At 41.0% G+C, this 26,430-nt stretch carries 23 protein-coding genes; 7 read left to right on the plus strand and 16 right to left on the minus strand.

The features are described 5' to 3' along the window. The first annotated feature begins 98 nt into the window (after window positions 1-98). Complete coding sequence (locus SFRI_RS04270) at window positions 99-311, plus strand: dodecin (protein ID WP_041412796.1); 213 nt, start codon at window positions 99-101, stop codon at window positions 309-311. Between the two features lie 21 nt (window positions 312-332). On the opposite strand, the gene queG is transcribed toward SFRI_RS04270, so the two are convergent. Together queG and SFRI_RS04280 are read right to left on the minus strand one after the other, a co-directional pair. Further along, window positions 333-1,562, minus strand: a complete 1,230-nt coding sequence (gene queG, locus SFRI_RS04275; RefSeq protein ID WP_081430121.1) for a tRNA epoxyqueuosine(34) reductase QueG — start codon at window positions 1,560-1,562, stop codon at window positions 333-335. Between the two features lie 40 nt (window positions 1,563-1,602). Next, window positions 1,603-3,486 carry a GGDEF domain-containing protein gene (locus tag SFRI_RS04280; protein WP_011636307.1) on the minus strand — a complete coding sequence of 628 codons (1,884 nt, stop codon included), beginning with the start codon at window positions 3,484-3,486 and terminating at the stop codon, window positions 1,603-1,605. Window positions 3,487-3,904: 418 nt separating this feature from the next. On the opposite strand from SFRI_RS04280, the gene SFRI_RS04285 reads away from it, so the two are divergent. Next, complete coding sequence (locus SFRI_RS04285; RefSeq protein WP_011636308.1) at window positions 3,905-4,339, plus strand: DUF3069 domain-containing protein; 435 nt, start codon at window positions 3,905-3,907, stop codon at window positions 4,337-4,339. Window positions 4,340-4,495: 156 nt separating this feature from the next. Here SFRI_RS04285 and SFRI_RS04290 read toward each other — a convergent pair whose 3' ends face one another. The 4 genes from SFRI_RS04290 to SFRI_RS04305 all read right to left on the minus strand — a co-directional run bounded on the left by SFRI_RS04290 (window position 4,496) and on the right by SFRI_RS04305 (window position 8,954). Then, on the minus strand, window positions 4,496-6,184 hold the full coding sequence (locus SFRI_RS04290; protein WP_011636309.1) for an NAD-dependent malic enzyme: 1,689 nt from the start codon (window positions 6,182-6,184) through the stop codon (window positions 4,496-4,498). Between the two features lie 286 nt (window positions 6,185-6,470). Continuing rightward, on the minus strand, window positions 6,471-6,935 hold the full coding sequence (locus SFRI_RS04295; protein ID WP_011636310.1) for a YehS family protein: 465 nt from the start codon (window positions 6,933-6,935) through the stop codon (window positions 6,471-6,473). Between the two features lie 201 nt (window positions 6,936-7,136). After that, the gene (locus SFRI_RS04300) at window positions 7,137-8,402 is read right to left on the minus strand and encodes an Nramp family divalent metal transporter (RefSeq protein ID WP_011636311.1); all 1,266 of its coding nucleotides are present in this window, start codon (window positions 8,400-8,402) and stop codon (window positions 7,137-7,139) included. A gap of 12 nt (window positions 8,403-8,414) precedes the next feature. Continuing rightward, window positions 8,415-8,954, minus strand: coding sequence for a PH domain-containing protein (locus SFRI_RS04305; protein ID WP_011636312.1), 540 nt, complete (start codon window positions 8,952-8,954; stop codon window positions 8,415-8,417). 224 nt (window positions 8,955-9,178) lie between these two features. On the opposite strand from SFRI_RS04305, the gene SFRI_RS04310 reads away from it, so the two are divergent. Further along, window positions 9,179-11,746: a TonB-dependent receptor gene (locus tag SFRI_RS04310; protein ID WP_011636313.1), complete on the plus strand. Its 2,568-nt coding sequence runs from the start codon at window positions 9,179-9,181 to the stop codon at window positions 11,744-11,746. A 98-nt stretch (window positions 11,747-11,844) separates the two neighbouring features. Continuing rightward, window positions 11,845-12,477 (plus strand): glutathione S-transferase family protein, encoded by a 633-nt coding sequence (locus SFRI_RS04315; RefSeq protein ID WP_041412798.1) that lies wholly within the window; start codon window positions 11,845-11,847, stop codon window positions 12,475-12,477. A gap of 62 nt (window positions 12,478-12,539) precedes the next feature. On the opposite strand, the gene SFRI_RS04320 is transcribed toward SFRI_RS04315, so the two are convergent. From SFRI_RS04320 to SFRI_RS04335, 4 genes are all read right to left on the minus strand, one after another. Then, the gene (locus SFRI_RS04320; RefSeq protein WP_041412800.1) at window positions 12,540-13,040 is read right to left on the minus strand and encodes a DUF4447 family protein; all 501 of its coding nucleotides are present in this window, start codon (window positions 13,038-13,040) and stop codon (window positions 12,540-12,542) included. Between the two features lie 91 nt (window positions 13,041-13,131). Then, window positions 13,132-13,533, minus strand: coding sequence for an SMI1/KNR4 family protein (locus SFRI_RS04325; RefSeq protein WP_011636316.1), 402 nt, complete (start codon window positions 13,531-13,533; stop codon window positions 13,132-13,134). A gap of 115 nt (window positions 13,534-13,648) precedes the next feature. Continuing rightward, window positions 13,649-14,428, minus strand: a complete 780-nt coding sequence (locus SFRI_RS04330; protein WP_011636317.1) for a nucleotidyltransferase family protein — start codon at window positions 14,426-14,428, stop codon at window positions 13,649-13,651. A gap of 215 nt (window positions 14,429-14,643) precedes the next feature. Beyond that, window positions 14,644-16,731 carry a M13 family metallopeptidase gene (locus tag SFRI_RS04335; protein ID WP_011636318.1) on the minus strand — a complete coding sequence of 696 codons (2,088 nt, stop codon included), beginning with the start codon at window positions 16,729-16,731 and terminating at the stop codon, window positions 14,644-14,646. A gap of 292 nt (window positions 16,732-17,023) precedes the next feature. On the opposite strand from SFRI_RS04335, the gene rsuA reads away from it, so the two are divergent. Next, entirely contained in the window at window positions 17,024-17,713 is a 690-nt protein-coding gene (gene rsuA, locus SFRI_RS04340) for a 16S rRNA pseudouridine(516) synthase RsuA (RefSeq protein WP_011636319.1), read from the plus strand. Between the two features lie 204 nt (window positions 17,714-17,917). On the opposite strand, the gene SFRI_RS04345 is transcribed toward rsuA, so the two are convergent. The 3 genes from SFRI_RS04345 to SFRI_RS04355 are packed head-to-tail and all read right to left on the minus strand — an operon-like array spanning window position 17,918 to window position 19,955. Further along, window positions 17,918-18,856, minus strand: a complete 939-nt coding sequence (locus SFRI_RS04345; protein WP_011636320.1) for a DUF4097 family beta strand repeat-containing protein — start codon at window positions 18,854-18,856, stop codon at window positions 17,918-17,920. Further along, entirely contained in the window at window positions 18,853-19,461 is a 609-nt protein-coding gene (locus SFRI_RS20960; protein WP_011636321.1) for a hypothetical protein, read from the minus strand. The genes SFRI_RS04345 and SFRI_RS20960 overlap by 4 nt, the downstream gene beginning before the upstream one ends. Continuing rightward, window positions 19,458-19,955, minus strand: a complete 498-nt coding sequence (locus tag SFRI_RS04355; RefSeq protein ID WP_011636322.1) for an RNA polymerase sigma factor — start codon at window positions 19,953-19,955, stop codon at window positions 19,458-19,460. Before SFRI_RS04355 ends, SFRI_RS20960 begins: the two co-directional genes overlap by 4 nt. 299 nt (window positions 19,956-20,254) lie before the next feature. On the opposite strand from SFRI_RS04355, the gene SFRI_RS04360 reads away from it, so the two are divergent. Beyond that, window positions 20,255-22,117 carry a methyl-accepting chemotaxis protein gene (locus tag SFRI_RS04360; protein WP_011636323.1) on the plus strand — a complete coding sequence of 621 codons (1,863 nt, stop codon included), beginning with the start codon at window positions 20,255-20,257 and terminating at the stop codon, window positions 22,115-22,117. A gap of 152 nt (window positions 22,118-22,269) precedes the next feature. On the opposite strand, the gene rpiA is transcribed toward SFRI_RS04360, so the two are convergent. The 3 genes from rpiA to SFRI_RS04375 all read right to left on the minus strand — a co-directional run bounded on the left by rpiA (window position 22,270) and on the right by SFRI_RS04375 (window position 25,170). After that, on the minus strand, window positions 22,270-22,929 hold the full coding sequence (gene rpiA, locus SFRI_RS04365; protein WP_011636324.1) for a ribose-5-phosphate isomerase RpiA: 660 nt from the start codon (window positions 22,927-22,929) through the stop codon (window positions 22,270-22,272). Between the two features lie 64 nt (window positions 22,930-22,993). Next, on the minus strand, window positions 22,994-23,806 hold the full coding sequence (locus tag SFRI_RS04370) for a mechanosensitive ion channel family protein (protein ID WP_011636325.1): 813 nt from the start codon (window positions 23,804-23,806) through the stop codon (window positions 22,994-22,996). An 11-nt stretch (window positions 23,807-23,817) separates the two neighbouring features. Beyond that, window positions 23,818-25,170, minus strand: coding sequence for an ATP-binding protein (locus SFRI_RS04375; RefSeq protein ID WP_011636326.1), 1,353 nt, complete (start codon window positions 25,168-25,170; stop codon window positions 23,818-23,820). A 290-nt stretch (window positions 25,171-25,460) separates the two neighbouring features. Between SFRI_RS04375 and pbpG the strand changes: the two genes are divergently transcribed. Continuing rightward, window positions 25,461-26,369, plus strand: a complete 909-nt coding sequence (pbpG, locus tag SFRI_RS04380) for a D-alanyl-D-alanine endopeptidase (protein WP_011636327.1) — start codon at window positions 25,461-25,463, stop codon at window positions 26,367-26,369. The last annotated feature ends 61 nt before the right edge of the window (window positions 26,370-26,430 follow it).

Below are 26,430 nucleotides of genomic sequence, written 5' to 3' on the forward strand. Positions count from 1 at the left end.
CTCCATTTTACTGGTTATTACGCAGTGATTTTGCGGTGAACTGTACTATTGTTTACTACACTAAAACTAAAGATGTGCAGTTAACAATAGGAGCTATTATGAGTCACACTTATAAAGTCATTGAACTTGTTGGTTCATCACCAATCAGTTCAGATGAGGCTGTTAAAAATGCGATTGCAGAAGCCAATAAAAGTTTACTACATTTGCGCTGGTTTCAAGTTATCGAAACTCGTGGCCACTTAGAAGAAGGTCTTATTGCCCACTGGCAAGTAACTATTAAAGTGGGTTTTACCTTAGACTCTAATGCTTAGGACCTAGTTGTCGCTTTTCGTTTATGCGTCTCTTGGTAAACCCTTTTGTATTGATCTAATCACTCGTTGAGTTTTCCGTGAAAGCGCCGACTGTGGCGCTTTTTGTATTTGTTGCACTAATGCCCATTCAATATGTTCAAGTACCATATCATCCACTTCTTCACTGTGTTTACGTTGCTCCAATGCCTCAATAATGGCCGGATTAGCGGGAGCATTACCTAATGCAATCGCGATATTACGTAACCAACGTTTGTGACCAATTCGACGAATCGCACTACCTTCTGTTTGGTTGAGAAAATAAGTTTCAGACCAAGCAAATAAAGTCAGTAAATCGGGTTGAATAAGCGTAGTGCGAGTATGGAAATCAGTCTCTTTAGTCAGTGGTGCTTTAGCGTTTACCGGACACACTAGCTGACAGTCATCACAACCATAAATACGATTTTCTATAAGCGGGCGAAACTCTTCTGGAATAGCACCCTGTAATTCAATGGTCAAGTAAGAAATACAACGTCTGGCATCGACAACATAGGGTTCGACAATCGCATCAGTTGGGCATGATTTTATGCAGGCTACGCAAGTGTTGCAGCCTTCTTCAATCGGGATATCTAACGGCAATGGTAAGTTAATGAGTAACTCGCCGAGGAAAAACCAACTGCCTGCATCAGGGTGTAAAATTAACGAGTGTTTGCCAGTCCAGCCTAGTCCGGCTTTGTCGGCTAATGGACGTTCCAAAATAGGTGCAGAATCCACAAATGGTCTAAAATCAGTCGCATCAAAGTCTAGTTGTTGGCAATACTGGTTGATTTTATCGCCGAGCTTTTTAAGCCGTTGTCGGATGAGTTTATGATAGTCACGTCCACCCGCATAACGAGAGATATAACCAAGATTTGGGTCAGTTAAATTACTGGCAAAGCCGGCGTCAGGTGGTAAATAGTCCATCCGAGCACAAATCACTCTAATGGCTCCTGGATGTAACTCTGCAGGTCTAGCGCGCATCATTCCGTGATTAGCCATATAACCCATCTCACCGTGATACCCCTTATCTAACCAATCTTGTAATGCTGCTTCATGTTGGCTTAAGTCGACATCAGCAACACCAATATGAGCAAAGCCAAGTTCTTTACCCCAAAGCTTGATTTGTCTATTGAGCACATCAAGTTGAGCCGCGGTCAATGGACAGGGCTCAGTTGTTAGATCGGTTCCTAGATCTGGAATAGGATTTGGAGTTAATGCTGCGGTCGTTGTTGTCATAACACTATCATTGAGTAAACACGCTAAAATTATACGCGTTTTACTCAGCTTTGACACAATTTCGACCTGCAGCTTTGGCAGAATAGAGCGCTTTGTCGGCTTTTAGTAACAATGGTGACAAGTCTTCTTCATTACTATAGCTGGCAACCCCGGCACTGACGGTTTGATGTAAGTTCGGCGCAATCTGAGTCCAATCGTAATCAGCAATGGTTTCAATTAAACGATTAGCGATTTCAATGGCTTTAGTTTTGTCGATATTAGGCAGTAAAATCAAAAATTCTTCACCGCCAACACGTCCAACAACATCGGTATCGCGCATCATGCTTGCGCTAATTGACGCTAGCTTTACTAGCACTTTATCGCCCATATCATGGCCTAATGTATCGTTGACCATTTTAAAATGATCAGCATCAAAAGAGATAATGGAAAACGGCTTACCTGATAGTTTGGATGATTTTAAGAAGTAATGCCCCTGAGAATAGGTATCACGTCTATTGGCCAATTTAGTCAGCTCATCGGTTAGGGCTAAACGCCTAAAGAGTTGTTTTCGTATAACTTGCTTGTAAGCAAACATTGATACGATAATTAAAATAATCGCAACTAAGATAATAATGATAATTTGCATGCTTTCGTTACGCTGTAAAATCTGTAACTGCTGCTCTTTATCTTTGTCGCGTTGTATTAACCATTCGTTTTCGGTTTGAATTTTGTTGGTATTAAAGCGCGCTTGCATTTCTGAGTTGCGATCAGACATATTTTGCTTATCAAGTGCCATGTGCATTTTAATAAATTTTTGTAATGTTTTTAATGCATTTTCAATATCACCTTTAGCTTGGTAGATATCGCTTTTGAGATAGATGTTTTCATTTTCACCGCGTTGATTGCCACCACGGTTAAAATCAATTGATGCAAGCTGACTGTATTCAAGGGCTTTATCTAATTCATTTTTAGCTAAATATACTTGTGCTAGGTATAACATTAATGAACTATGCGGCCCATCATTACTGACTGGGATTTCTTTTTCTGCTTCCTTTAACAGCACTAGTGCTTCATCTATTTTATCTAGTTTAATCAGGTTTCCTGCAATATTGGTTTTGGCATCTGCAATAGCAATGTTATCTTTTTGGGTTTTCCAGAAGGTAAGCGACTGTTTAAATCGTGCAGTAGACTCGTCAATACGCCCAAGCTCTAGAAGTGAAAACGCGATCTGATTATTGATATTATCAGCTTCTATTTGTTGATTGGCCTTAAGGTAAGCTTGTTCAAGTTTTATTTGGTATTTCAGAGCGGTTTCAGCATCACCAAAACGCCGATAACTTGCAGCAAGTTCACTTAAGTTATCATTTGCCCAATAAGTTAAATTAAGATTTTCATACAATTGTTGCGATGTAATTAAATCTTCTAATGCAGATGAATAGTTGCCTTGATATGACAGCATTGCCCCTCGAATGCTTCGGCCGTCAGCGATAAGTCGAGGATCTTCAAGTTCGTATGCGTTATTTATTGCATTAGAAAGATCGTCAAGAGCTTCGTCTAATTGACCTGAAAACTGTTTGTAATAACCTAAACATAATAATAAATCAGTATGAATTGCTGATGGATAGGGTACTGAATATATCAGCAGTTGTTGCTCTGCATACTTAATGGCGCTGGCAAGTTCACTATCTGTAGTAGAAGGCTGGTTCCAGCAGTATAAACGGACATAGAGTTTTTGACGGATCTCATCGTCAGAGGCAATGAGCCGCTTATATTCGTTGAGTAACTCTTCACCTGAAACCTGATCAACATAATCAGCTAAATCTATTTTTTTATAGATCGCATCAGCTTTGACGTTGTCGTAATAAGCGGCAAAGGCTGATGTAGGTAAAAAAAATATTGCTATAAAAATGGCAATAAAAAAGTGAATCTGAAGTGATGTTTTCAAGTTAATAAGCTGCTTATTTATAGTTTTTTTGTTGGCAACAATAATTATTGTGTGAGCGTTGTTGTAATACTTTTGTATGTATCTTTACTATCGATGAGCAATTATTGTGCACAACAGGCCTTTTATCAAGGATAAATTGATGTGACCTGCAGATTAAAGTCCAATTTTAAAGGAGTATCTGCCCATCAGGTTGATATATCGGCGGAGTATTACTTTAAGAACTGATAATACAAACAGTAAAAAATCATGTCATAATTGAACCAGCTTGTTTTAATTTACATGAGAAAAAGACATATCACTGCATTGATATGACATAAGAATGCGTTTGATCTGACCTAATTTCACTAAATAGTTTGATTATTGGCCATCAAACATTCTGATGCGGATCTATGTGGAGAATTTTAATTGAGAGATAACCATGACAAAAGTTGACCCGCAGTATCAAGAAGTAGCAAAACAAATTTCGTATAACGTAGCAAACAAAGTGCTGCCGATGGATAAGTTACCTGAAACATTACTTGAGGCCTATGAAGGCTTGTTTACCGAACTTATTGAAGATAAAGCCAATACGTTTACTCATGCTTGGGATGCATTGCCAGCGAGTGCGCAAAAGTTAATGACTAAAGCAGAGTTTCATGGCTTTTATATTGCCAATGCGTGGATGCAGTTAAGCCGTGTTGCGCAAGAAATTGCTGACAGTGCGGACTCTGAAGAAGAGATGAATAATAACGAATATGATGGTGTATTCGGTCGCTTAGCGGAGCAGTCGTTGAAAGAGTGTTTACGTAAGCTTAAAAAAGCGCGCACCGACCGTCCATTGTTAAATAGTTTTAAGCTAGTGATGTCGGCATAAATTTACTGTTATAGCGGATACAAAAAATCCCAACTTAGGTTGGGATTTTTTTATGGTTAAAAAGCGCATAACCGTTTCAATTAATGAGTTTTGCTATCACAGTAATGATGATCAGCGCTTTATCATTCTAAAGCGCTGAGTCGTACTTAATCATTGTTAGAATGAGGTACGTTTGTAACGACGATATTCAGGTTCCCAGAAGTTAGCCTCAATAGATTGTTGCAGTAACTCATCGGTACAAGGTAATGCTAAACCTTGATCAATAGCTGCTTTAGCAACAGCAAAAGCAATATATTTACTAACAGTTTGAATATCTTCAAGGCGAGGTAATAGCGAGCCAACACCGTCTTTACCTAATGGTGAACATTCCGCTAAAGCACGACTTGAAGCCATTAACATTTCATCAGATACACGTCTTGCACCACAAGATAATACACCTAAGCCAATACCTGGGAAGATAAAGCTATTATTACACTGCGCTATCTCAAAAGTTTCGCCATTGACTATTACTGGTTCAAATGGGCTGCCCGTTGCCACGAGTGCTTGGCCCGATGTCCAATTAAGGATGTCCTTAGGAGTCGCTTCTACACGGCTTGTCGGATTCGATAATGGGAATACTATCGGACGTTTACAATGGCTGTGCATTGCCTTAATGATTTCTTCAGTAAATAACCCTGGAGAGCCTGATACTCCGATAAGTACCGTTGGTTTAGCATTGTTAACTACATCAAGTAACGAGATATTGTCACTGTAATTGTCCCATGCTTCTATCGTGGCACAAGGTTGAGCTAGCTTCTGTTGGAAAGGGAGTAGGTTAGGCATATTATCGAGTAATAAGCCCCAACGATCGACCATAAATACTTGTGAGCGAGCTTGTTGATCGCTAATGCCCTCAGACACCATTGTCGCCACAATCGCTTCGGCAATACCGCAACCTGCGCTACCCGCACCTAAGAAGGTGATGCGTTGCTCGCTGAGTTTACTGTTAGCGGCTTTACAAGCAGCCAATAGTGAGCCAACCGTAACGGCTGCCGTGCCCTGGATATCATCATTGAAACTGCAATATTGATCTTTATAACGCTCAAGTAATGGCATGGCATTTTTTTGTGCAAAATCTTCGAACTGAATTAATGCATCAGGCCAGCGACGGCTGACTGCTTGCATAAATTCTTCAACAAATTCAGCATATTCATCGCCGCCAATACGTTGATGACGCCAGCCCATATACATAGGGTCTTCAAGAAGTTGTGGGTTATCAGTACCAACATCTAACGTCACAGCAAGACAATACGCCGGGCTTATGCCACCACAACTAGTGTATAGCGATAATTTACCAATTGGGATCCCCATACCGCCTATGCCTTGGTCGCCTAAACCGAGAATACGTTCTCCGTCTGTCACCACGATGACTTTGACTTTATGGCGAGTCGAGTTATTTAAAATATCATCAATGCGATCTTTGTTAGGATACGAAATGAATAAGCCACGATTACGACGGTAATTTTTAGAGAAGCGTTCACAGGCTAAGCCGACTGTAGGCGTGTAGATAATCGGCATCATTTCACTGATGTTATTACGCACTAAACGATAAAATAAGGTTTCGTTAGTATCCTGAATATTGCGCAAATAAATGTGCTTATCGAGATCATTGGTGAAGTTTTTAAATTGTGCGTAAGCGCGAGCGGCTTGCTCATCAATGGTTTCAATTACCCAAGGAATGAGGCCTTCGAGGTTGAAATAAATTCGTTCTTCTTCACTAAATGCACTGCCTTTATTAAGCAGAGGTGATTCAAGAATCGCTGGGCCGGCAAAAGGAAGATAGAGGGGGCGTTTGTTATCGTCCATGGGGAACCTTAATGTGTTAGATCCAGTTAGATCGTTATTAGAATAGGGCTGGTTTTTTTTATGATTGTAGATTATCACGTCTGATCTTTTTTGTGGTCTGTTAAGTGAGTAAAATCACATTATTGTTGGGTACTTCTACTCATCATTTACTATTGTGTCATTACTATGTGAACAATCGCATGGTGTAAATGCAAAATTATTATTGTTTAAATGTAAACGCCACAAACAAAAATGCGCAGCCTAAGCTACGCATTAATAAAGTATTATCTCAACATCCTAACGAATATTACTTACCGCGATGTTTGATTGATAAACCTTTAACGAAGTTTCTTAACACCTGGTCGCCACAAGGTTTATAGTTTTTATGGTCAGGGTTACGGAATAGCGCACCTAGTTCAGATTTAGTCATTGAAAAATCTGCTAAAGCTAATGCGGCAATAATATCTTCTTCACGCATTTCTAGCGCTACGCGTAATTTTTTGAATATAAGATTATTAGTCAGTTGCTTTAAAGGCACTGGTACTTCAGCTCCAGGCTTTAAACCACGATTTTGAATGATCAAACCATCTAAGAATTGGCACATTAATGTGTCATTACACGCTTGATAACCTTCTTCTTCCTCTTTTTTCAACAGCGCAATAATTTGCTCTGAAGACATGTCTACTTTGGCTTGGCTGAAAATGTTAATCATTTTGGCATTTGAATAGTCAAACACAAAGCGAATACGGCGAAGAATATCATTGTTAATCATAAGGTTCTCTGGCGCGGCTGCGCATAAATGGTTTAGGTCAGTTGACGAAACACTATTATAGCGGGTAATCACTGATTAGTCAGATTAATCCTGCTTGAGCTGCAATCGATTTCTAACGCAGCTAGTGTCGCTTCGCTGTTAGGCTGTTGATTTTATAGGATCTAGCCGCGTAGCGTCCTAGCCTCTAGGCTTTTAGTGAGATTATTTTGTGAAATACCAATAAATAAACAAGATAGCGAAGCTAACTAAATACAATAAACCAATCCAAGACAACCCAACCATCACACGGCCATAACGATGTTTTTTAGCCAAGGTGTTACTTGTCATTAAACGGAAGTTAAGCCATGCAAAAATAACGGTAGTCATAAAGGCAAGGATCATCACAAATTCAAGCAGCGGTAATAAGGCGCCTTTAAAGAATAAAATGAGTAATAAACCAAGCGCGCTGATCCCGAGCATCACCTGGGTTAAATAACTGCGTGGTGACGTGTTGTGAGACAGTAATCGCCAGCCCATATCAAGTGTGCGACTGTAGCCATCTATCACGGTAACCGTGGTACTAAATATACATAAAAATGCAACAATCCCAATTAGATAGCGGCTTTCATTGCCCATGACTTGGCTATAAAGGGTGATCAATTGTGAGGCAAATACCGCACCTGAGTCTGAAAAACGCTCGCCACTGCCGTGCATCACTAATGCGCCTAACGCTAAAAATACAATCGCCAGTAATGCCGTGGTGACATAGCCTAGATTAAAATCAAAAATAGCCTGCTTGGCAGTTACCGTTTGGGTTTTACGTTTTTCTATTAACCATAACGAGTTCCAAGTACTTACCTCTATCGGAGCTGGCATCCAACCCATCATCGCTACTAAAAAACCGACGTATGCCCATTGCCAAGGAGATTCACTGACCACTGGAGTGCCGAATCCGCTATAACGATTAAAGGCTAATGCCACGGCTACCAGGGTGGTTAGCGTAAGAGCCAACATGATAATTTTAGTCATTTTATCAAGCAGTTTGTAGTGGCCGAAAATTAATAATGCTAATGAGCTGGCCAATACAATCAGCGCTAATACGTCAATTGATAGCGGAATAAACTGGGTTAACATTGCCGCCGTTAACATACATACCCCAGCCGTACTGGCAATGGCGGCAATAACATTAAGCCCAGTAAACAGCATCAAATACCCGCGCCCTTGCTTTTGATAACCGTGCAATAAACTCTCATCAGTTGCTGCGGTGTAGCGAGCGCCAGCCGCGAAGAAAGGATACTTAACGATATTGACTAATAAAATGAGCCACGCCAGTTGCCAACCAAATTCGGCACCTGCTCGAGTTGAGGCCACTAGGTGAGAAGCGCCAATCGCGGCGGCGGCCATTAAGATTCCTGGTCCTGTGGCTTTAAACAGTGTGCTAACACGAGAGACCCACGGTAAGGCTGATGCAGTTTGTTGATTAAGCATGTTAAAAAAGACCTAGTTTGATTGTTTAGCGGTTAATGATTGTTCTATTCGCAATAATGTGGCGTTCATTTGTTGTAGATTGTCTAGGATTAATACATCGGTATTTGGACGAGCTGATGCGCTGTTTTGCCGTTCACTGAGTTGTGTTTTTTGTGCCAGTACTTGTGCTCTAAAATCGACTACATTTATGACGCCAATTAAGCTAATTAACGCCCCTGCGCCAGATTGCCCGGCGGTTTCTACGGTAAGTTTATGAATGCCAAACATGCGCATAATGGGACCTTGGATAAGTGCCATATCGGTGATTTTATCCAATGGAACGGTATTTTCTGTTCGAGTAAACAACCCTTTGCGGACGATGAGTTTTTGCTCGGTTAATTCAGCACTCATGTTATTGATGTAACGCTTTGTCGCCAGTAACCCTAGGGGAAACCATAATAATAACAATGGAATACCAACGACACTTAGGAAAAGAAATACGCTGCCAGACAATAACCAGTACAGACCTAGGTTTGCATGAAAGTGGGCACTAACTAGGGTTTTGTCACTCATTTGATCTCCATATCAAAAGCTTTTAAATTCACTTTTTTTAAGTATTTATTCTTGTGTAAGTAACTAGTTACATTTACATTACTGGCTTGTGTTGACTTTGTTAAGAAATAACTTAACTTGGTTACGTAAAAATAAATCCGTACGAGTTGCACGTCGTTATAGTTTTAAACGGCAGTGTGCAGCAGTCAAGGATGTAAAACAATAAATTAACGTTAAGGATGATCATGAAAAAAACTAACCTATTGCGTAGTGCTTGCGCCATCGCCGTTTCACTGTCCCTTGCCCCTATCGCATTCGTTTCTCAAGCTGCCGAAGCCGGTGCACAATCAAAAGTTGAACGAATTGAAGTGACCGGTTCTCGTATCAAACGGACTGATATTGAAGGACCATCGCCAGTTCAATCGTTGAATAAAGACGATATTGCCAACATGGGTTTTGATAACCTACAACAATTGCTTGAACGTATGCCTGCAAACGGTTCTGGCGCATTTTCTACTCGTGGTAACAGCCAAGATTCTACCGCTAACGGTGGCGCATCAATCAGTTTACGTGGCTTAGGGCCAGATGCCACTTTGGTACTTATCAATGGTCGTCGAGTGGGATCGAGTGCCTTTGCTGAAGGGATTTCGAATTCATTTGTTGATATCAACAACATCCCTGTATCAGCAATTGAGCGCATTGATATTCTTAAAGACGGTGCTTCAGCTATTTATGGTTCTGATGCTATCGCTGGTGTGGTTAACATCATATTAAGAAAAGACATCGAAGGGCTTGAAATTAACCTAGGTTATGGCGACGACAGCGGTACGGGTTATGACGAAACTACAGCCAGCTTGGTGTGGGGCGTAAAAGCCGACAAAGGCAGTGCGTCAGTTATTCTTGATTACTTTACTAATGGTACTTTGTCAGCAAGCGATATGGGCCGTTTTGGCACTGCTAACCAATCACCTTATGGCGGTGAAGATTACCGTTCATCGCGAGGCTTTCCAGGGTATTTTTATGTTAATGGTGTGAAAACCATCGATCCTGATTGCCCCGCTGAGAATGCCACAGCAAGTGGCAGTTGTTTGTTTGATTACGGTCCATACAATTTAACCATTCCAACGTCTGAGCGTGTTGGTGCTATTGGCCAATTTGATTACATGCTCGGTGAAGATTTAACTGCATTTTTAGAGTTATCTGTACAACATAACACCTCTGAAGCGGGTGGTGCACCAACGCCATTAGATGAAGATGCTGGTTTAACCGTGCCTGGTTCTCATCCTAACAATCCATTTGGACAAGACATTGATATCGGTCGTTACCGTACAGTTGATGCTGGCGCACGTCGTTGGGATATCGAATCAGATACCATGCGTATTGTTGCCGGTCTTCGTGGCGTTATCAATGATTGGGACTGGGAAGTATCAGCGCAACGTGGCCGCAGTGAATCTACTCAAACCGGTGACCGCTCACAAGGTTGGGTAAGAACCGATTACTTACAAGCCGAAATTGATGCCGGTAACTACAACCCGTTTGGCGGCACTATGAACTCGCAAGATGTGATTGATCGCATCACCACAAGTCTAGTAAGACAAGGTAAGTCAAGCATCACAGCTTATGATGCGAGTATTTCGGGCCATGCATTTACCATCGCAGATCGCGATATCATGATGGCTGCAGGTGCAGAATACCGCGAAGAAAGCGTTAGTGACATTCCAGATGAGCAGTTCCAACGCGGTCTTATTTTTGGTACTGAAGCGGTGTCTGCATTTGGTTCGCGTGATCAACATGCTGCCTATGTAGAATTATCAATTCCTATTGCAGATAACTTTGAATTACAACTTGCCGGTCGTTATGACAGCTACAGTGACTTTGGTTCAACCACTAACCCTAAAATTGCTTTCCAGTGGGGTATTAGTGACGAGATAACTGCACGTGGTTCTTGGTCCACAGGTTTCCGTGCACCATCATTAGCACAAATTGGTTTAGGCCCTTCTGAAAAAAGTGACTTTTTAACCGATAGCTATCGTTGTGCCGCAGATAACGTCGACTGTGAATTGCTTGACTACAACTTTATATTTGCTGGCAACCCGAATCTTAAAGCGGAAGAGTCTGAGACTTGGAACGTCGGTATGATTTGGGCACCAAGTCAGCAGTTTGATATTGGTTTTGATTTATACAATATTCTCCAAGATCACAAAATTGACTCATTGCAAAACCAAGATCTTTACGACGAAAACTGTAATGATCAAAACAGCACTATTTGTTTACGTAATGCACCGCAAGCGGGCGAAACATTTGGCTCAATTGACGTAATCAAGTCAGCATTTGTCAATATTGGCTCACAAGAAGTACAAGGTATCGATTTATCTAGCCATTACGGTCTTGAGTTAAACAGCTATGGTGATATTAAGTTTGGTCTAGAGTACAGCTACTTAATCAGCTTTGAAAAAGAAGTTGATGGAACAACGATTGACTACACCGGTGAGTACGAGTATCCACAACACCGTTGGTTGGCAACAACCAACTGGAACATGGACGACTTTACGGCTAACGTTAACTTAAGCTATATAGGTGAGTTTGAAGACTACAACAAAACTCGTACTGTTGATGCACAGTTGTTAGTTGATATGTCTGGTTCATATCGTTTCAACGATACTGTTAAGTTATCTGTAGGTGTAAATAACGTGTTTGATGAAGAGCCATCATTTGCGATTGGTGATGGCGATGCTGACCTTTATGGTTACGCAATGGGCGTACATAACCCACTAGGCCGTTATATTTATACTAAAGTCACAATGAAGTTCTAATGGCAACGTCATAAGATATCGATAGCCACATTCACTTAAGGTGCAATGTGGCTTTTTTTATTGTACGAATTGATTGGATTACCCCAAAAGGATTCAACATGATTACGTTATATGGAACTCAAAAAAGTCGAGCACTCCGAGTATCTTGGCTTTTAGAAGAATTAGGCGTTGAATGGCAATTTCATTTTATTGATTTTGCCAAAGGTGAAAATAAACGTGACGCATTTTTAGCCCTCAACCCTAGTGGCAAAATGCCAGTACTCACCGATGGTGACTTTGTGTTAACTGAATCCGCGGCCATTATGCGTTATTTAGCTGAAAAGTACGGCCAAGGTAAATGGTTACCAAAACCAGGTACTCAAGCGTCGGGTATTCATGAGCGCTGGATGAGCTTTGTGATTAGCGAACTTGAACAACCATTGTGGAGCATGGGTAAACATCGTTTTGCGTTGCCAAAAGAATTGCGCGTAGACGCCATGTTTGCTGTGGCTAAATGGGAGTTTGATCAAGCAGCTGCTATTGCAGAAACTTGGATACCAGAGTCTGGGTTTGTATGTGGTAGCTCGCCTATGGTTGCCGATATTTTACTCGCACAAACCTTAGGTTGGGCTTTGGGATTCGAGCAACATCTGCCGCCTAAGTTGTCCGCTTATCGCGATCGATTAAAGCAACGTCCTGCTTTGGCCGCAGCACTCGCCAAAACAGCACCACTTGTTAATGCAACGAAATAACAGGCATTAAAAAGGAAGCACAAGGCTTCCTTTTGATTATTTACTGGCAATATGCAGACTTTTTATAATTGAGTAGCAGCCCATTTCGCACGGCTTTCACGGCTTTCGCTCATGCCGTTATCAGCGCGATAAGCTTTGTATGCTTCAGCATCTAGTGCCACCAAACTCACATCCACTTCAAGTACAAGTTTGCATTCTTTTTTAATACGCCAAGCTGCGGCATTGTATAATTCAGTTAATGGCAAAGTGCTTAAAAATTCTGGATTGTATTGGGTATATAGCGCTTGAGTCGGATACACCACAAACGCTAACCGACGCTTAGGCTCTTTTTTAAAAAGCTCTTCAATACCGTCAGAGGTGTTGAGCACTTGCATTTCGATAATATCATCGATTTCTAGTAACTTTTTTTGAGCCGGAATAGGCGCTTCTTGCTCGCCAGATTCCCATGCCATCACGTCTTCATTACTGGCTTTAGTGATGCTAGCAACCTGTTCAGTTGTTAGGCCTAAAGACTGACGTAAACATTGAATTTCAATTGCATTTAAACCGGTATTTTTCGACATGATCGTTCTCATTGTTAGTGATAATTTGTTTAATAAGCGCTTATTATCTCGCGTTGGGTTAGTTAACTCCAACCTAGGCTAGTAGATAGGATTATCGATTAAGCCACACGTCTTCGGCCCAATGCCAAAATGATTCCCATACTTTGTCGCTAAATCGACCTTTTTTCCAAAACAACACTTGGCTTTCTTCATCAATACAATAAAAGCTATCACCGATTTGGCAAATGGCAATTTGTTCGCGAGGTAATCCAATAGACCAAGCATAACAAGCTACTTCAGGTAAGTAGGTATGTGAAGATGGATCGGCAGCGGTAACAGGTTCAAGCGTGCCATAAATAACATCGCTGCCATACAGTAAGAATTCTTTTAAATCATTGGGTAAACCAATTAAGATCTGTTCTTCAACTTCTACAAGTTGCTCAAAAGTTGGCAATTCTAACGGCACCGGTACGGTTTCGCTTAATTCTTGTAGTTGTTCAATAATGTCATTCATCGCATTGTCCAGCAGATCGTTTCGTAATGGGCGCGAGTATAGCAGATGTGATTGTTGCGGATCTTGTTTGGCAAAAAAAAAGCGCTCATATGAGCGCTAAAGGGTGGTGTGGATACTATGCAACTTGGCGTTGTGAACTGTATAAACTTTGACGTTTGTAGCTTAACCACGCTTTGTGATACTGCTTGTGAGAGTCTTGACGCAGTTTAGCGATAGTGGCTTGCTCTATGTCATTTAAGCGTCTTGATGTGGCTTTAGCCTGAGACTCAATCTGCTGGATTTGCTCATAAACATGATGTTCAGGGCCACTTTTAATGTCGGCAATATCATTTAAATGAAATTGTACTTCAACCACCATTTGGCTTACGGGTAATTTCACTAATACATTTAAATCACGATAACCTGATACTTTAGGGTGAGCAAAACGATTTTTCAATTGCACAATTTCGGTGTATTGGCTCAACTGTTGGTAACTTGATAGCAAGCTTTTTACGTCATAGGCCACCACACTTGCCCGTGCTATATCGGTTAGTTGGCTGGCATCTCCATTAAATTTAGTTTGCACTTTTTGAGCCGCACGCTGATAACTTTTGGTAGCAGGAAGAATGGTTTTGGTATTACTTGATTGGTCAATGAAGTGAAGTAGGTCAATCAGTTCTTGCTGCGCCGCCGGTGCCCGTGACATCAGAGCATGCAAGTTATCACTATCTTGTGTCACCAAGTCGGTGTTGTGATCATAAAGCGCCATTAGCTGCTCAATATCATTAGATGATTTTTGGCTGAAGTCAGATGGCTGAGCTAGCTTGGTGTATTTAAGCTCGTTAGGCTGGGCAATAGCACCACGTGTAGACAGTAAAATTAAGAATATAAAGAAGGTACGAAACAACTTATTCATTGAATAGCTCCAGCATAATGTCTGTTAATCCAATGTACCGCTTTTTGGCTGAATAGGGGCTGAATGAACAAGGTTTAATGATATATATTAACTTGGCTATGTGTTGTATTCGTTTTTATTATCAAGTGGTTAGTTTTTTTATAATAAAAAAGGGCATCTTTCGATGCCCTTTTTTTTGTGTAAATGTGACCTAAGTCAGTCATTCGCCTTGGTGATTACCAAATTTTTACGCGACTAGCTGGCTCAATGTACATCTTGTCGCCTTCTTTCACGTCATAAGTGCTGTAGAACTCAGGCATGTTAGATAACGCACCTAATGCACGGAAATGACCTGGTGAATGCGGATCAGTTGCTACGCGGTTACGCATTGCTTCTTCTTTCATCTTCACACGCCAAATTTGAGTGAAGCCCATGAAGAAACGTTGATCGCCTGTTAAGCCATCAATAACCGGTGCTTCTTTACCATCAAGTGACATTTTGTAAGCTTTATAGGCGATAGTCACACCTGATAAGTCACCAATGTTCTCACCTAATGTTAGGCTGCCGTTCACGTGTAGGTCGTCAAATACTTGATAACCATTGTACTGAGCGATTAATGCATTGCCTTTTGACTCGAATGCTTTTAAGTCAGCTTCGGTCCACCAGTCACGCATGTTACCTTCGCCATCAAATTTAGCACCTTGGTCATCAAAGCCATGGCCCATTTCGTGGCCAATAACTGCACCAATACCACCATAGTTAACCGCATCATCAGCTTCTAAGTTGAAGAATGGTGGTTGTAAAATCGCAGCAGGGAACACGATTTCGTTCATGGTTGGGTTGTAGTAAGCGTTAACTGTTTGTGGCGTCATGTGCCACTCGTCTTTATCGATAGGTTGGCCTAACTTAGCTAAGCCTTTGTTATGCTCAACAATGGCCGCACGTTTAGCGTTACCCACTAAGTCATCTGCTTTAATGGTCAGTTTGCTGTAGTCATCCCACTTGTTCGGGTAACCAATTTTAGGATTAAATTTAGCCAGTTTGTCTTTTGCAGCAACTTTAGTATCAGCACTCATCCAATCTAGTGAGTCAATGCTTGAACTATAAGCGCCACGTAAGTTTTCAACTAACTGTTCCATACGGGTTTTAGCTTCTGGTGCAAAGTGACGTTTCACATACACTTTACCCACAACTTCGCCTAGCGTGTCACTTACCGTGCTCACGCCACGCTTCCAGCGAGTTTCTTGCTCTTCTTGACCATTAAGTGTCTTAGAGAAAAACTCAAAGTTTTCATTATCTAATGCTTCAGATAAATTGCTGGCATTATGTGTCAATGCCATCCAAGTCATGTAGTTTTTCCAAGTATCAAGGTCGTTATTTTTAAGCACCTCGTTTAAACCTTGGATATAACTTGGTTGGTTGATAATAATATCAGTTTGCTTGTCGCCGCCAAGCGCTGCTAAATAACCATCCCAGTTAATTTCTGATGCCAATTCTGGCAAATTCTTAACTTGGTATAGGTTGTATGTTTTAGTACTGTCGCGCGTTTCAACAACGTCCCAATGCTTTTCTGCAATTTGTGTTTCAAGTGCAAGAATGGCTTCAGCATTTGCTTTTGCATTAGGTAAGCCAGCAAGATTGTACATTTTTTCAATGTGTTCAACGTAGGCTTTACGGATGTTGACGAAGCGTTCTTCTTGATTAAAGTAGTAATCTTTTTCTGGCAGGCTTAAACCATATTGCCAAATGTGTGTGGCATAACGGCTTGAATCTTTAGCATCAATTTCAACATAGAATGCTAAAGGTGTACCACCACCGTTTGCTTGGTTTTCACCAAAAAACGCGGTTAATTCTTTTTTATCTTTTAGTGCGGCAATTTTATCTAAATCAGCTTGAATTGGCGCAATACCTAATTTATTTAGCGTTTCAACGTCCATAAATGAACGATATAAATCAGCTACTTTCTGTTCATCAGTGCCATCGGCTAGGTTTGGCGTCGCGCTTAAGTCTTCAATGATGGCTTTAACGTCATCACGTGCATTTTCACGTAGGTCGTAAAATGCACCAATGTTGGTACGGTCGCCAGGGATTTCTGCATTTTTCATCCATGCGCCGTTAACATACATGTAAAAATCGTCTTGTGGGCGCACTGACTTGTCGATGTTGTCAAACGTGATGCCAGATGTAAGTGCTTTTTCTACTGCAGCAGCAGTAGCTGTTTTTGCGACATCTGCAGCAGGCGTAACGACTGCCTTGTCATCACTACAAGCACTCAAGCCTGCAATTAATGAGGCGCATAGACCGCCAATAACCAATTTTCTCATGTTGTTTCCTTTGCTTGATGTAAAGAGCCCTTCAATGGGGCATTGCGATCAGTGTCGCTTAATTCAGTAATAACCCCTTTATCCAAAGGGAAAAGCTATTACTTTTATTGTGAATTGTATGTTAAAGCCTTATCCGTCTATAAAACAAGCCGCAAAGGGGCATTTTTAGCGTGTTTTTTGTGAGGATGTGTAACCAAAAATTACCTTAGCAGTGAAAAATGTTGGTGATTGATTTCTATTTGAGCGTGTAAGCAGCATAATAGCGCCAATATTTTTAGATTGAGTAATCATTGTGCGTTTAGACAAATTTATCTGTGAAAGTACCGAACTAACTCGGTCATTGGCCAAGAGAGCCTTGCACCGTGGTGATGTTACCTGTGATGGTGTTGTGGTAAAAAATTCAGGTTTTAAAGTACTACCACAAATGGCAGTGCATTTAGACGGTACGTTAATTAGCGTGATTGGCGAACGTTACATCATGTTAAATAAACCGGTAGACACCATCTGTTCAACCATTGATGAAGAATACCCATCAGTATTGAGTTTGATTGATATTGAGAAAATGGATACTTTGCACATTGCTGGCCGATTAGATGTCGACACCACAGGCTTAGTGTTAATTACTAGTGATGGTCAGTGGTCGCATAAAATCACTTCGCCAAAGAAAGATTGTGGCAAACGCTATTGGGTGGAATTAGCCGAACCTATTGATGACAGTTTAATCCAGGTATTTGCCGATGGCGTTGAGCTGCGCAATGAAGATGGACTGACTAAGCCTGCTTTGCTGGATATTATTGACTCAACTCATGTACGATTGACGATTAGTGAAGGTAAGTACCATCAAGTTAAGCGTATGTTTGCCGCGGTGGGTAATAGAGTGGTTAATTTACATCGTGAAGCGGTTGGTGCTATCGAGTTAAATGCTGACTTAGCCGCAGGTGAATGGCGCTTTTTAACCGATGCTGAAGTCAAGTCTGTGTAGTTATCATTTGAATATATAAAAATACCCGGTTGTCACCATATAATGATTACCGGGCCTTTTTTTATCTGCTCATTGCAAATCACTTTCTACTCAATACAAAATCACTTTCTACTCAATACAAAATCACTTTCTGAATACAAAATCAATTGCGAGGACATTGCTCTTTTATAAGCATCGCTTACCTCGAGCTAATGTTATTTACACTTATTGAGTTAGGCTAATTTTGCCACTAATGGTATTGATGTTGACTTGACCTGTGCCAGCTTGAGTTTTGAACTGCAACGTTTTGGCTGGTGAGTATTTTTGTTTTAGCGGTTTATCATCGGTTAATTGATTGTCAATTTTTCCACCAGGGCCGCCATCAATCATAAAACTGATGTTAGGCATAGCCGTAAACGTTAGCGCCATATCTCCACTTATGGTTTCGAGTTGAGCTTTGTTTAAATCGGCCCCTAAGGTTATTTGTGCATCACCACTGATGGTAACAATGTTTAACTCAGTGACTTGGCTAACTGTTGCGGTGATATCACCAGACACTTGGTCGACAGACAATTGCGTAAAGGCACTTTGACTTTTCAGTTCGCCACTCACTAAGCGCAGCTCAGCTTCGCCGTGGCTATTGTTGTCAGTGATATCGCCCGATACCGTTTCTAGGTTAATTTTTCCCGTTAACTCAGAGGTATTAATATTGCCTGACACCGTGGTGAGTTTAGTATTGCCACTAAGTTGTTGGGCGTTAATGTTGCCGCTGACTAACGCTAACGATATTTGGCCATTTAGCTGTGATAATTGATAACTGGCTGATACTCCCTCGGCATCTAAAGCAAGTTTTTTAGGCAGGTAAATGGTCAGTTGTGATCCTTGTTTATTACTGCCTTGATAACTGCGTGGTAATTTATCTTCTACAATAACGCTATTGCCTTTAACTTCAAATGTTAAGCCTTGGCTTAACTCATCAAGTTCACCTTTTACTTGAATGCTATTTTTATCCCAACTGACTAGCTCAACATTACCGCGTTGTATTTTCATGCTGACAGAAGGGTTATCAGAAACACTTAATTGTTGGTCAACGGCTTCTTTGGCCATTGAGATAAAACTGATACCGATTAACGGCACGATTAACACGTATTTAAGAATGCTCATATTGTATTTCCTTGTGATGTCCGTTTAGACGTAAATGGGAGCTTTTGGCCTTGCTGTAATAGGGTTATTTGACGTTGCATGATCCAACGCCATAATTGCCACATTTGTTGATTAGTCGGTTGTTGCTTCAATGCTGCTTGTACTTGTTTTGAGGCGGTATCCAGCTCGGCTAGTGCTTGGCTAATATCGCTCTGTATCTGTTGTGGAGCATCAGTTGATGATAATTGCCAACTCACGGTGTATTGATTTTGATTAAAAACATCCAGTTGAGTCTGATGAGTCAAAGCGATTTGATCGACCAACTCGACTAACGTTGACTCAGCTAATGTTGCCTCTGTATTCAATGTGGCCCCTGGGACTGTTGTCGTTATTGTGGCTGTTTGCGGCAGTAATGAATTACCATCAGGGCGTTGCCAAAGCAGCATCGCTAGCAAAGACAAAACCGCAACGCTAGCGGCAATAAGCCAAGGTCGAGTCAGATGTGTTTTTTGCTGAGATTGAGGCGACAACTGAGCTGTAATCTCTGGCCACAAATCGGTTGTCGGTTGCATCTCTAGCGGCAATGACTTGATTAGACTATCGAGGTCTTGCGGTGACTGGTTCATGCAAGCATCTCCTGCAAAAATTGTTTAGCATTATGGTACTGCGCTTTACTGGTGCCCTCGGCAATGTTGAGTAGGGCGGCAATTTCTTTATGTTGATAACCTTCAATCGCACACAGTACAAATACGATACGAGTCCGTTGAGGTAACTTTGCAATACATTTATCCAATTGGTGATACTCATCAAAGGCAACCGTGGGTATGTCCTGCGGCTCAAGTTGCTCTGTCGGTATAAAACGTCGCCACCACGATTGCTGTACCTTTAGCTCGTTAATCGCTTGACGGACGCACAACCGATGCAGCCAAGTGGTAAATTGGCTGTCGCCTCTGAATTGGTCCAATTTATGCCATAAGCGTATAAAACAGACTTGAGTCATATCGTCAGCAAGATGAGCTTGGCCACTCAATCTAAAGCAAATGGCGTAAACCCGCTTATGATGGCGGCTATAGAGTTGCTGGAATGCCTGCTTGCATCCAGTAACCGCTATTGCGACCAACTGATTATCGTCAAGTGCCGCTAAGTGGCTTAATTGCTCGTTTGTTGACTGATTAATAGCGGCATCCTTAATGTCACAACATGTCCAATATGATGGTGTAGTTATTTGACAGCCTCAAGTCGGCAAAAGGTTTATATGAGTGGTTATAAATAATCACTTTTCTGTAATATGTTTAAGATTTTTTTATATTAGCCGATAACTAGTTGCTATACTTATGTTGCTAGATTGATCTAAAAATCATTATCAGATCATACAATAATAACAGTAACGTTAAATCTTACTTTTAGGTGGTAGAAAATATGCTTATTCGATCGAAACTTATTTTAAGTTCGCTCATTTCAATCTCCTCAGTACTCGCGATGTTCGGGTTACAAAATTATTCTGAATCAGTCCTGTTGGAATTATCAACAGCATCAAACAGTATTGTTGAAATTGAAAAGAAAGTGCTTGAGTTACGTACTGAAGAAAAGGATTTTCTCCATCGTGCAGACACTGTTTATATTGAAAAATTTAAACATAGCATGGATGATATTGTGGTTTATATGGCCGAAGTGCGTGTCGCGCTAGAGCATCAAGGCATGAATGTCGATGCTTTAGATCATTTTAAAAAGAACCTCAACGATTATAAAACGATATTCAACGAGATTATTGCCTTAAAAGTAGAGATAGGGCTAACTCCAGAGTCAGGTTTATATGGTGATTTACGTTCAGCGGTTAAAAAAGTCGAAATTGTGCTGAGTGATAATGCAGAGGATGCTTTGCTGGTGGCGATGCTACAGCTACGTCGAAGTGAGAAAGACTTTATGCTCCGCCGTGACCCTAAATATATACAAGCTTTTGATGACGGAATCGCCCGTTTTTTAACTCAAATACAACAGTCTAATATAATGTTTTCTCAAAAAGAGCTATTGACTGCAGATGTTAAAGATTACCAAGTTAACTTTAAAAAATTAGTTGATAAAGAAGTGCTATTTGGTTTAACGGACGAAGACGGTAAAATGGCCGAGTTACGTGAGAAAATCCATCAAACAGATAATGATACCGTTACCCTACGTGAGGAAACGTTAGCCGAAATAGAGCATGGTAAAAAGCAGGCTTTTATTATTGGTTTAAGTATATTTTTGTTAATCGCTGCAGTGCTGTGTATTTTCACCTATTTAATTATTCGTAGCATTATTAAACCGGTACAAGATATAACCGATGTAATTTCGTCAATTGAAAAAAGTAAGGACTTATCAATGCGTTGCGATGAGTCAGGTAATGATGAATTATCGAAAATCGCCTATCATTTCAACCAAATGGTAATAACGTTCCAAGAATTGATCCAGCAAGTGGACGAGTCGGTTACAGCAATGAATGAGTCGTGCCAAGAGCTGTCTCGAAATGCAATGACAGCTTCGGAAGGTGTGTTACGTCAGCTTAATGAAACCGACATGGTGGCCACAGCCGTTACCGAAATGGGGGCTACCATTGACGAAATTGCCAAAAATACAGAACTGGCGGCCGGTAAAGCCAGTCAAACTCATGAGAACGCTCAATCTGGTCAACAGGGTGTAGAACTTACCGTTCAAAAAATCACCCTGCTAGCTAAGCAATTAGCCGATTCAGCCTCAGTGGTTACCGAACTTGAGCGAGACAGTGTCACGATTGGTAGCGTGCTTGATGTGATTAGGGGCATTGCAGATCAAACAAACTTATTAGCATTAAACGCGGCGATTGAAGCAGCAAGAGCGGGGGAGCAAGGTCGTGGTTTTGCGGTTGTTGCCGATGAGGTTCGTACGCTAGCCTTAAGAACACAAACGTCGACTCAAGAAATTTCCAGCATCATTTCAACCTTACAATCCCGAACTCATTCTATTGTTGAGCTTATGCAAGAAAGTCAGCAACAAGGGCGAGAAAGTGCTGAACAAGCTGCCATCGCGGGTGAAGTATTACGCACAATTACCAATGACGTGACCAATATTATGGACATGAGTACTCAAATTGCTGCGGCAATTGAAGAGCAAAGTATGGTAGCTGCAGAGGTGGGTAAAAACGTGGTAGTTATCCGTGATATTGCCGATGAATCATCACAAGCGGCTGAAGAAAATGCCGCGGCTTCTGAAGATGTAAGAATACGAGCCAAAGCACTGCATGAAGCGGTTAGCCAGTTTAGAGTGTAAGGTTTTGTCACAGTGACAAAACAGATAATAAAATGGCCTAGCATTGCTGCTAGGCCATTTTTTTTAGCTAATTAAGCTAACTCTGTATGTTAACTTTTTACGCTAAATGTGTTTGCTCAACAATAAGATAAACTAAGCGAATATTTTAGCTTTTAGAGTGTGATGGTGTTAACGCCATCAGGGGTGCCTACGAGTAGTACATCGGCACCGCGGTTCGCAAATAAACCATTTGTCACAACACCGACGATGGCGTTGATTTTAGTTTCCATCACTTTAGGGTCTAGAATTTTCATATTGTAGACATCTAAAATAACGTTGCCGTTATCGGTTATTACGCCTTGACGGTAAACTGGATCTCCACCTAATTTTACCAACTCACGTGCCACATAAGATCGTGCCATCGGGATGACTTCAACAGGCAATGGAAACTCACCTAAAATTGGCACTTGTTTGGTATTATCTACAATACAAATAAACCGTTTTGCTACCGCCGCGACAATTTTTTCGCGAGTTAATGCAGCTCCGCCGCCTTTAATCATGTCCATGCGGTCGTTAATCTCGTCCGCGCCATCAACATAGACATCTATCAAATCAACACTGTTTAAATCAAATACTTCAATGCCAAGTTCAATGAGTTTTTTAGTTGATGCTTCAGAGCTTGATACCGCACCTTCAATATCATCTTTCATGGTGGCAAGTGCATCAATAAAGTGATTAACTGTAGAGCCTGTACCTACACCGACGATGGTGTCTTTTTTGACATACTGCAGTGCTGCCCAACCTGCTGCTTTTTTCATTTCATCTTGTGTCATAATAGTGTTCCCAATGCTAAAAAATCTGTTATTTCTTCTCTAATTGGCTCGATTATAGCGCAAATTAGTGTGTCGGCGTTTGCTGTCCATCATAAAAACGTGCTTTTTTAAACGCACTCAATACTCTGATATTAATGTCGCTCATGAACTTTTTCTCTAGACGTACATCCATTACGTAGGCCTTAACGGTAATGGTTTGTAAAAACTCGCCTAAGTCATATTCGTTACCTAAATTGACAATAATGGGCTTATTTAGAAAAGTATAAGGTGAGCACTGTGTGGCTTCGCGGGCAAGGGCAATGGCTTTTTTGTGGTCAACAAGCATAGGCAAAGTAAATTTTACCACAACCATTTCATCTAAAGCGCCACTGTTGGCATTAGACACTGCCGTTTTTAAGGCTTCAGCATTGGGGATCATGACAGTATTGTCATCAAAAGTACGCAACCAGGTAACGCTCCATTCTAGCTTAATGACTTCGCCGTAATGGCCTGACAATGTGACCATGTCGCCAACGCGATATGGCGGGTTAATCATGATAATAAACCCTGCAATCATATTTTTAGCCGGTTCCTGTGTCGCTAACCCCACCACAATACTGATAGACCCGACCACGGCTAGAATGAGATTTTCATGCGGGTCGATAATGCCAACGATCGAATAAACAATCACACTAAGCCATACAAATAAACGCACAAAAGGGTATGACCGATTCCAAATTAAGCGGTATTTAGGCAACGCTTTATTCAGTTGATTTAAGCAAAATTGGATCAATACCAATAACAGCCACGCCATTAGACACAGCAGTAAAATACTGATTATTCGATCAAACGAAATAATATCTAAAAATGCTTGTAATGCTTTACGTGAATCTTCCATAGTCGCCTCGTTTAATTAAACAACTTATTGTTATTCACCAAATGGTTGGCGATAATTTTGCTTAATGTTGGAGTAATAAAGTAGAAATGCTCGGCAAAATCTTGTTGCGAATATTGTGCAATAATAAGTCCTTGGCGAGCTAAATATTCTAACTGCAAGCTGCTTTGTTCAATCGTAATGGCAAAAATATGCGCATGCTGACTCACACGTAAGCCACCATGAACATAAATTTCAGCGACTGAAAATAGGTCATTGTCTTGGCATTGTTGCAATACAGATGAGTTAATGCGGCAAATATCAATGCCATTATTTGAACGACTATTTGAACTATTATCCGAACCGATATCGACTTGGTGCGCGAGAGAATACTGTAGCAACAATGATGCTAATTTGGGGTGCCCTTGGCTGATAGTGTACAGCTGTTTTAGTTGGTCTTTATAAGGATTTACAATATCCACTTGCTCAATGTTTGCTTGCTCTGTTTGCTCTTTAGTACTTTTATTGGTGTTGTTAGGGGGGGTGGTAGTCGTTTCTTTGGCCATCACGTCGTTGCTGATTAACCCTAAATCAAGCAGATGTTTTGTTTGTATGGTGGCTAATTCGGTTTCACTAAAATAATCGAGCTGAAAAACATGCTTAATAAAGTGATGAATTTGATACTGTGCGCTTAATCGTTGCCATGCAAATATTTCACAGCCCATGATCCAACAATGATGTTTACGCGTTTCCATCACGATAGTCGCAAAGGTCACCAAGGCTTGATTATTCCCCATCATTCTCAACATTAGCTTGTGCATATCATCTATCATAATTAGCTGTGGTGGTTGTTGGTTAATGGCGGCAATTGTCTCTGTGATGGTGTTTGGTGGCGTAATGCCAAAACAATAACAAACATGGGCTATGGCGCCATTTGCGCCTAATGGCGCTTGGTAAAAGCTCATCAGAAGCCACTTGGACGGCAGCGGTTTTACGTCAGGCATCGGTGCTTTTTTAGCGTCATCGGCAATAATGGTTTGCAGTAAAGGTGGCAGTTGGCCTAAAAAAGATGATCCTCCAGATCCCGCTGGCGAGACAATTGCACTGATTTCTCCATGATGATTACGCCATTGGTTTATAACATCGGTAATTTGGTTGAGTTGTTTTTCTCGGCCAACAAAATCATCACTCGCATAAAGTGACTGGTATAGCATCACCTGAGTAATTGGTCCACGACGGGCTTGAAGCGGATATTGGTTGGCTATGGTCTTGAGCGACATCTGCCCTTGTTGTGCTTCATCTATCTCTGTTTTTAGGGTAGCTTTAGAGGTAAATAAGCTATTGAGCCATGGATTTAATCGACTAAAAAAACGCAAGTTAATGTCCATCTATACTCTCTTTTTAAACGATTTATTTAATCTTAACATGAAGTAAACAAAAAGCGGTATTGGTGCCAGACGCATACATTAACGAATACGATGGATAATGATAGATTCAATGCAAGGTGATGACAGTGGTAATCAAAACGAGTAAATATTAGTCATAACTAATGTTTTTGGTTTGATCTATGATAAAAAGTTACTAAAAACTTACTAATTATGACTATTTATCTATTGTCGCTCTAATCCTTTATCGTATACTCAGTGAATTATCCGGTCTATCTTTTCAAGTGAGAGTGATGAAATTTCGTTTCTTGTTTGCCTGTGCCTTATTATGTTCAACTTCGTTGAGCAGCCCAATGTCTTTTGCAGCACAAGCCGTGCAAAACAAACCTCAGCAAGAGTTAGCCTCCGCTAGTGCTATGTTGGTCGACTTAACCACCAATGAAGTTTTATATTCAAGTAATCCAAATCAACCAGTGCCTATAGCGTCAGTGACCAAGTTAATGGCTGCCATGGTGACATTGGATGCCAAGCTTGCATTAGATGAAAAAATCTCAGTAAAAATTACTGACTCACCTGTGATGCGCAATATTTATTCACGTGTGCGTTTAGGCAGCGTGGTGACCCGTGAAACCATGTTGTTATTAACATTAATGTCGTCAGAAAATCGTGCAGCAACCTCACTTGCACATAATTATCCAGGTGGATTTAAGGCTTTTGTGCGAGCAATGAACGACAAAGCGACCGCACTGGGCATGAGCCAAACACGTTATGTTGAACCAACAGGCTTGTCACCTGACAATGTATCTAGCGCTAACGATCTCATATTATTGCTTAAAGCCAGCCAAACATATCCGTTATTAGGCAAGCTGAGCTCGACCACTAAAAAGCACGTTAACTTTGAATCACCACGTTATGCCTTAGATTTTCAAAACACTAATAAACTAGTATTTAAAAACAATTGGAATATTGCATTAACCAAAACAGGCTTTACCAATAAAGCGGGCCATTGTTTAGTGATGTTAACTGAAATGAACAAGCGTAAAGTGGCATTTGTGGTACTGGACTCATTTGGTAAATACACCCACATGGCTGATGCCAACCGATTAAAGAACTGGCTAGAGACTGGGCGTACAACACCAATCCCTGCATCGGCTAAAGCCTATAAAAAACAACGTCAAGCGATTCTGAATAACAGTATTTAATCGCTGAATGACCACAATTAACGCCCATTCACTTTTATTGAATGGGCTTTTTTTATCAATA

The sequence above is a fragment of the Shewanella frigidimarina NCIMB 400 genome, assembly GCF_000014705.1.
Taxonomy (GTDB): Bacteria; Pseudomonadota; Gammaproteobacteria; order Enterobacterales; family Shewanellaceae; genus Shewanella; species Shewanella frigidimarina.

Bases quoted from the DNA above. Each gene is read 5' to 3' on its own strand.
- SFRI_RS04325 (WP_011636316.1), bottom strand. From the start codon at position 13,533: ATGAATGACATTATTGAACAACTACAAGAATTAAGCGAAACCGTACCG.
- SFRI_RS04310 (WP_011636313.1), top strand. From the start codon at position 9,179: ATGAAAAAAACTAACCTATTGCGTAGTGCTTGCGCCATCGCCGTTTCA.
- SFRI_RS04330 (WP_011636317.1), bottom strand. From the start codon at position 14,428: ATGAATAAGTTGTTTCGTACCTTCTTTATATTCTTAATTTTACTGTCT.
- SFRI_RS04375 (WP_011636326.1), bottom strand. From the start codon at position 25,170: ATGGACATTAACTTGCGTTTTTTTAGTCGATTAAATCCATGGCTCAAT.
- SFRI_RS04285 (WP_011636308.1), top strand. From the start codon at position 3,905: ATGACAAAAGTTGACCCGCAGTATCAAGAAGTAGCAAAACAAATTTCG.
- SFRI_RS04305 (WP_011636312.1), bottom strand. From the start codon at position 8,954: ATGAGTGACAAAACCCTAGTTAGTGCCCACTTTCATGCAAACCTAGGT.
- SFRI_RS04335 (WP_011636318.1), bottom strand. From the start codon at position 16,731: ATGAGAAAATTGGTTATTGGCGGTCTATGCGCCTCATTAATTGCAGGC.
- SFRI_RS04320 (WP_041412800.1), bottom strand. From the start codon at position 13,040: ATGTCGAAAAATACCGGTTTAAATGCAATTGAAATTCAATGTTTACGT.
- SFRI_RS04290 (WP_011636309.1), bottom strand. From the start codon at position 6,184: ATGGACGATAACAAACGCCCCCTCTATCTTCCTTTTGCCGGCCCAGCG.
- queG (WP_081430121.1), bottom strand. From the start codon at position 1,562: ATGACAACAACGACCGCAGCATTAACTCCAAATCCTATTCCAGATCTA.
- SFRI_RS04270 (WP_041412796.1), top strand. From the start codon at position 99: ATGAGTCACACTTATAAAGTCATTGAACTTGTTGGTTCATCACCAATC.
- SFRI_RS04300 (WP_011636311.1), bottom strand. From the start codon at position 8,402: ATGCTTAATCAACAAACTGCATCAGCCTTACCGTGGGTCTCTCGTGTT.
- SFRI_RS20960 (WP_011636321.1), bottom strand. From the start codon at position 19,461: ATGAACCAGTCACCGCAAGACCTCGATAGTCTAATCAAGTCATTGCCG.
- SFRI_RS04360 (WP_011636323.1), top strand. From the start codon at position 20,255: ATGCTTATTCGATCGAAACTTATTTTAAGTTCGCTCATTTCAATCTCC.
- SFRI_RS04345 (WP_011636320.1), bottom strand. From the start codon at position 18,856: ATGAGCATTCTTAAATACGTGTTAATCGTGCCGTTAATCGGTATCAGT.
- SFRI_RS04295 (WP_011636310.1), bottom strand. From the start codon at position 6,935: ATGATTAACAATGATATTCTTCGCCGTATTCGCTTTGTGTTTGACTAT.
- SFRI_RS04315 (WP_041412798.1), top strand. From the start codon at position 11,845: ATGATTACGTTATATGGAACTCAAAAAAGTCGAGCACTCCGAGTATCT.
- SFRI_RS04370 (WP_011636325.1), bottom strand. From the start codon at position 23,806: ATGGAAGATTCACGTAAAGCATTACAAGCATTTTTAGATATTATTTCG.
- pbpG (WP_011636327.1), top strand. From the start codon at position 25,461: ATGAAATTTCGTTTCTTGTTTGCCTGTGCCTTATTATGTTCAACTTCG.
- rpiA (WP_011636324.1), bottom strand. From the start codon at position 22,929: ATGACACAAGATGAAATGAAAAAAGCAGCAGGTTGGGCAGCACTGCAG.